Source organism: Asticcacaulis biprosthecium C19, from assembly GCF_000204015.1.
In the GTDB taxonomy this organism is placed as follows: Bacteria; Pseudomonadota; Alphaproteobacteria; order Caulobacterales; family Caulobacteraceae; genus Asticcacaulis; species Asticcacaulis biprosthecius.
The window spans coordinates 1,962,453-1,967,172 of the sequence record NZ_GL883077.1 but is presented as its reverse complement, the minus strand read 5'-3'; the positions used below and the strand labels follow the sequence as shown (position 1 = coordinate 1,967,172).

The following is a 4,720-nucleotide window of genomic DNA, read 5'->3' as shown; positions in this document are numbered from 1 at the left end:
TGGAGCCACTTATGGCCCACTTACTTTCCAAGTAATCGCCTTTACAAAGTTTTTACTATACTTGGTTTCAGACCGAACAGGCTTCGTTTTCGCTGCGATGCACACGCGTCTAGAGAAATTTTTCACCATCAACAATCCTGTTATCAGGTAAATCTGTCCTTTTTACTGCCCAATTTCCGTGTTACAAAGTTTAACGCCTTGTTAAATCGCGGTTAATCGCCCGTTAACATGGCCAGGCAGGCGCAAGACTTGCCGCGATAACTTCCAGCCCTCTCAGGGCGAAACTGATGAAGCCAGTGCCCAGCCCCCACCCAAACCGTGGAGCCTTCCGATGTCAAATCCTGCTCAAGTCCGCACCATCCCCCTCGACGAACTCGACGAAGTCCGCGATCTGGCCATGACCATCTGGACCAAACACCACCGGTCCACCATCGCCCCGCTCGACATGGATGAAACCGTCGCCGCACTCTTCGACCTCGACCAGATGGAAGAGGATATGCGCGAACGTGGCCACGCCCACTTCATCGCGCGCGTCGGCCGCGTGGATGTCGGCTTCGCCTCGGCCCATCTCGAAGGCAGCCGTGTCGTCATCACCCATCTGTACGTCATGGGCGATTTCCGCGGTTTCGGCCTGGGCAAGATGCTGGTCCGCGCCGCCCAGGACCACTTTGCCCCGGTCCGCGACCTGGTCATCCTGGTCCACAAGGGTGACAATGGGTCGGTCGACTTCTGCCTGCGGTCAGGCTTTGCCGTGGCGCGCGAAATCAGCAGCGAATTCGGCCAGTACGCCTTCACCGACTACGTGATGCACAAATATATCAACCCCAGCCAGATGCTCACCGCATAAGCTCAAGCGATGAGGGGCCGCCGCACAGGCCTTGCCATATCACCACGACCAGACCGTGAAACAACACGCCTGGCCAGAGTGAACCCGTACGATAGCGCATGACGGCGCAGGCGGTGCCCAACATCGCCGCGCACGCCAGAAAGCGCGGCTCCAGAAACAGTCGCGCCTGAGGCAGGAAGGTCAGCGCCTCAATCACATGCCAGCCGGTGAACGCCGCCACACCCACCCCCAGCCACAGGACAGGGCGGGCGCTTTCACCCTTGGCGGGCAGCACGCCGCGGAAAACCAGCTCTTCCGTAAAGGCCGGCACGACAAACACCAGCAACAAGGCCGGGTCAGCCTTCGGCCACCAACCGAGCAACCCGCTCGCCCCCGCGACCGTCGCGATGACAAGGGTCGCAGCGGCGGCTGTGATGAGACAATCCCGCCATCCATCGGCGTCCGGCCAACGGGTCAGCGAACGCCACAGCCGCGACAACACAACCTCTATTCCCCGGCCTGCCGCGACAGCTTCTCGGCCTTGGCGATATCCCCCGCCGACATGGATGTCTTGATCACCGGAATGGCGGCGACGGCATCGTCATCCTTGCCCTTCGCAGCCAGGAGGTACCATTTCAGCGCCTGGACTCGATCCTGCGGCACCCCCATGGCGTTTTCATACATAACGCCCAGTTGATGCTGCGACCACGCGTCGTCCTGCGCCGCGGCCTTGCGAAACCAGGTCAGGGCCTGAGCATAGTCCGCCTTGACGCCCTGTCCCTCCAGGTACATGTAGCCGACGCGATACTGCGCCCGCCCCAGCCCCTGATCGGCCGACTTGCGATACCATTTCAATGCCTGGTCAAAATCCTGCGGCAGGAAATCGCCCGACGAATAGTGATCGCCCAGACGCAATTGCGCGACGGAACTGCCCGTGAGCGCGGCCTTGCCGGCGAATTTGAAGGCCTCCGCCGTGTCGACCTCGCGACCGATACCATCGGAATAAAACCGCCCCAGGGCCAGTTGGCTGAAGGCACAGTTCTTGACATCACCGCGCGAAAACCACTGGAATGCCAGGTCCAGGTTCTTGGCCTCGCCCAGTTCGCCCTCTTCGTACAGGTTGCCCATGGCGTAGATGCCGTCGCAGCCCCCCAGTTCGGCGCTGCGCCGGAAATAGGTCTTCGCCTTGGCCTCGTCCTTTGCGACGCCCCAGCCGTTCTCGTAGACATCCCCCATTGACGACAAACCGAACGGATCGTTCAGATCGGCCGACGCCTGGTAGTGCGCCCGTGACTTGCCCTTGTCCTCGGCCACACCGGTCCCATTGAAATACATGTCGCCCAGCCGGTTGTGCGCCTGGGCATAGTTCTGCGCCGCGGCCAGTTCGTACCATTTCATGGCCTCGGCGTAGTCGACGGTGACCGACTTGCCGTTTTCGTACATCCAGCCGACGCTGTACTGCCCCTCGGCAAAGCCCTGGGCCGCCGACAGGCGGTAGAGTTCCAGCGCCCGCGACTCGCTTTGTTCGACGCCGTCGCCCCAAAGATAGAGGTCGCCCAGGGCATTCTGGGCCTCGGCATCACTGCCCGCCGCCTTGAACAGCCAGCTAAACGCCTTGTCGAAGTCACGCTTGACGCCGCGGCCTTCGGCGTAGCGCCGGCCCAGTTCGGTCATGGCGCGCAGATCACCGTTGCTGCCGCGTGTGCTCAGCTCTGCCAGCGCCGTTTCGCTCAGATGCGCCTCCACCGGAGGGGGCGAAGGTGCGACGGCTTCGCCGTGGACCAAAACGGGTGTGGTCGCCAGAATAAGGCTGGTGGCGGCGGCGGTGAGCCAGGTGCGGATCATAATGGTTTCCCCCTCAGATGGTACAATTTCCGCGACCATAGCGACACATCAACAGTCTGTTGAGCGAAAAGTACGCTTTTGCCCTCTTTAAAAATGGGTTAAGACACATCACATCATCGGGTCGGGGGGCAGGAGCTCTCCACATGGGCAATAGGGAGCTACTTCATGTTCAAGCGCGTTTTGGGTCTGATCGCCGTTGCGGGTCTGGCCTTGGGGCTGGCCGGTTGCGGCTACAATACCATTCCCACCAAGGAAGAAACCGCCAAGACCAAGTGGTCGGACGTCGCCGCCGCCTATCAGTATCGCGCCGATCTGATCCCGCAGCTGGTTTCGACCGTCAAGGGCGCCGCCGCCAATGAGCGCGCCATCCTGAACGACGTCGTCACCGCCCGCGCCAACGCCACCAAGGTTTCGGTCGACGCCTCGACCATCACCGATCCGGAAAAATTCAAGCAGTTCCAGGAAGCCCAGAACGGCGTCGGCTCGGCGCTTGGCCGGCTGATGGTCATTCAGGAAAACTACCCGAACCTGAAGTCCAACGACAATTTCCGTGACCTGATGGTGTCCATCAACGGCGCCCAGTCGCGCATCCTGATCGCCCAGCGCGACTACAACGCCGCCGCTCAGGACTACAACACCGAACTGCGCACCTTCCCGGGCGTAGTGTGGGCCAAGACCGCCCATTCCGGTGCCAAGCCGCTGGCCTATTTCACCGCGATGGATCCGGCCGCCGCTACGCCGGGCGGCGCGGTCAAGGCGCCGGAAGTCAATATGGACAGCGTCGGCGCCCCGGCTTCGAAATAAGCTGCGACAGCAAGGCCAAAAACTCATGAACCGCTTCGCCTCCAACGGCTTTCGGCCATGGATGATGGCTTTGCTCTTGCTTGCGGCCGTGCCGGCCTGTGCCCGGACATCCGACCTGCCAGCCCCAAACGGTACCCGGGTGGTCGATCAGGCGGATGTCCTCTCTGCCCAGGCGGAATCGCGCATCGACCAGCGGCTGGCCGTCTGGGAGACGGAAAGTTCAGACCAGATTGTCGTGGTCACGCTCAGCGATCTGGCGGATCGCGACATAGCCGAGGTGGGTTTGACCCTTGGGAATAGCTGGGGCATTGGTCAGAGCTCGGCGAATGCCACGCGATCGGGCTCGACCTACGTCAATAACGGGCTGCTCCTGGTCGTTGCCCCCAACGACAAGCTGACGCGGATCGAAGTTGGCCTCGGCCTGGAATCGGTCGTGACCAACGACGAGGCTGCGGCCATCATTCGCGACGCCATACTTCCCGCGTTCCAGGCAGGCGACTACGAGGCCGGCATTGACGCTGGCGTAACGGCCCTTCTTGACGAGCTTTCACGAGACCGCGGCGACGCAGCCGCAAGCCAGGGAGCGAAATGACATGAGACGCACACTCACAAGTCTTCCCGCTCTGGGAATACTACTGTCCGCCTTGCTGTGTTTCGCTGCGTCGGCCTATGCAGCGCCAAAGTTTCCGGCGCAAAACAACACCCGCGTCGTCGACGAGGCGGGCATCCTGTCGCCTCAAACCGAACGCGACCTGGACGAAAAGCTCCGCCAACTTGAGGAAAAGACCACCGACCAGGTCGTCGTGGTCACCGTCAAGGACCTGGGCGACTATCCGATCGAGGACTACGGCTATCAACTGGGCCGCGCCTGGGGCATCGGCCAGAAGGGTCAGATCCAGGCAGACAACGGTCAGACCTACAAAGACAATGGCGTCATCCTGCTGGTGGCGCCCAATGACCGCAAGGTGCGTATCGAGGTCGGCTACGGCCTGGAACCGGTCCTGCCCGACATCCTGATGGGGCGTGTCGTCCGCGACGTCATCCTGCCGGAATTCCAGGCGGGCAACTTCGACGCCGGCGTCACCAAAGGTGCCGACGTCATCGTTCAGACCTTGTCTATGGAGCGCGGCGCGGCGATTGAGCAGGCCAAGGCGGCCACTGCCCAAAAGGTCGAGATTCGTGACCAGAAGAAGGGCGGCTTCCCGTTCGGCGTCATCATCGTCATCCTGATCGTGCTGTTCATGT

The 4,720-nt window shown here is 61.6% G+C and carries 6 protein-coding genes; 4 read left to right on the top strand and 2 right to left on the bottom strand.

Annotation, left to right across the window (positions count from 1 at the left end):
• Positions 1–331 precede the first annotated feature (331 nt).
• Positions 332–847: a GNAT family N-acetyltransferase gene (locus ABI_RS09140; RefSeq protein ID WP_006272643.1), complete on the top strand. Its 516-nt coding sequence runs from the start codon at positions 332–334 to the stop codon at positions 845–847.
• Here the strand turns inward: ABI_RS09140 and ABI_RS09135 are convergent.
• Together ABI_RS09135 and ABI_RS09130 are read right to left on the bottom strand one after the other, a co-directional pair.
• On the bottom strand, positions 837–1,328 hold the full coding sequence (locus tag ABI_RS09135) for a CPBP family glutamic-type intramembrane protease (RefSeq protein WP_245531317.1): 492 nt from the start codon (positions 1,326–1,328) through the stop codon (positions 837–839). The two genes, ABI_RS09140 and ABI_RS09135, sit on opposite strands and share 11 nt — an antisense overlap.
• A 5-nt stretch (positions 1,329–1,333) precedes the next feature.
• Entirely contained in the window at positions 1,334–2,671 is a 1,338-nt protein-coding gene (locus ABI_RS09130; RefSeq protein WP_050808232.1) for a tetratricopeptide repeat protein, read from the bottom strand.
• Between the two features lie 165 nt (positions 2,672–2,836).
• Between ABI_RS09130 and ABI_RS09125 the strand changes: the two genes are divergently transcribed.
• The 3 genes from ABI_RS09125 to ABI_RS09115 all read left to right on the top strand — a co-directional run.
• Positions 2,837–3,475 (top strand): LemA family protein, encoded by a 639-nt coding sequence (locus ABI_RS09125; RefSeq protein ID WP_006272640.1) that lies wholly within the window; start codon positions 2,837–2,839, stop codon positions 3,473–3,475.
• Between the two features lie 25 nt (positions 3,476–3,500).
• Positions 3,501–4,067: a TPM domain-containing protein gene (locus ABI_RS09120; protein WP_006272639.1), complete on the top strand. Its 567-nt coding sequence runs from the start codon at positions 3,501–3,503 to the stop codon at positions 4,065–4,067.
• A 1-nt stretch (position 4,068) separates the two neighbouring features.
• On the top strand, positions 4,069–4,720 hold a 652-nt coding region (locus tag ABI_RS09115; RefSeq protein ID WP_040308744.1), incomplete at its 3' end, for a TPM domain-containing protein.

Bases quoted from the DNA above. Each gene is read 5' to 3' on its own strand.
- ABI_RS09140 (WP_006272643.1), top strand. From the start codon at position 332: ATGTCAAATCCTGCTCAAGTCCGCACCATCCCCCTCGACGAACTCGAC.
- ABI_RS09130 (WP_050808232.1), bottom strand. From the start codon at position 2,671: ATGATCCGCACCTGGCTCACCGCCGCCGCCACCAGCCTTATTCTGGCG.
- ABI_RS09125 (WP_006272640.1), top strand. From the start codon at position 2,837: ATGTTCAAGCGCGTTTTGGGTCTGATCGCCGTTGCGGGTCTGGCCTTG.
- ABI_RS09120 (WP_006272639.1), top strand. From the start codon at position 3,501: ATGAACCGCTTCGCCTCCAACGGCTTTCGGCCATGGATGATGGCTTTG.